Annotated in this window: 1 pseudogene; it reads right to left on the minus strand. The window is 69.5% G+C overall.

The features are described 5' to 3' along the window. Positions 1-75 precede the first annotated feature (75 nt). Positions 76-469, minus strand: a pseudogene (locus EOA28_RS38140) (SWIM zinc finger family protein); the annotation flags it as partial.

A 469-nucleotide genomic window follows, 5' to 3' on the forward strand; every position in this document is an offset into this window, starting at 1 on the left:
GGGCGAATTCGAACATGGCGCCGCCGGAAATCCAGCCGTCGCGCAACCGCGCCAGCCCTGCTTGGTCGAGTTCGTTCATGACAGATCGAGCCTCCCGATGCTGCTTTGCGAGGCCAGCAGCTCGAGCCTGGCGCCATTCCAGAGCGCCGCCGTCGCCGCGAGATCGATGCCGAGCAAGGTCTGGTGGACGGACCCGGCGACAGGCAAGGCGATGCCGTGCGGATCGTTTGCCGCCTGCCACCAGGCGCCGTCCTTTTCGTCCAACGCGATCGCGCCGGCGGGCAGGATGATGGGGCAGTCCGACAGCCATGGGGCGCCGTCCTGGAAGGCGGCGTAGGCGGCCAGCGGATCGCCGGCTGCATCCGGGACGAATGTCGGCCACGCGCCGGGCGCCACGTCGCCCAGCCGTTCGGCGACCAGCGCCCGCAGCGGATTGCGCGACGGATAGAACACCAGCCTCGCTCTGAAG

The organism is Mesorhizobium sp. M2A.F.Ca.ET.067.02.1.1 (assembly GCF_004023285.1).
Lineage (GTDB): Bacteria > Pseudomonadota > Alphaproteobacteria > Rhizobiales > Rhizobiaceae > Mesorhizobium.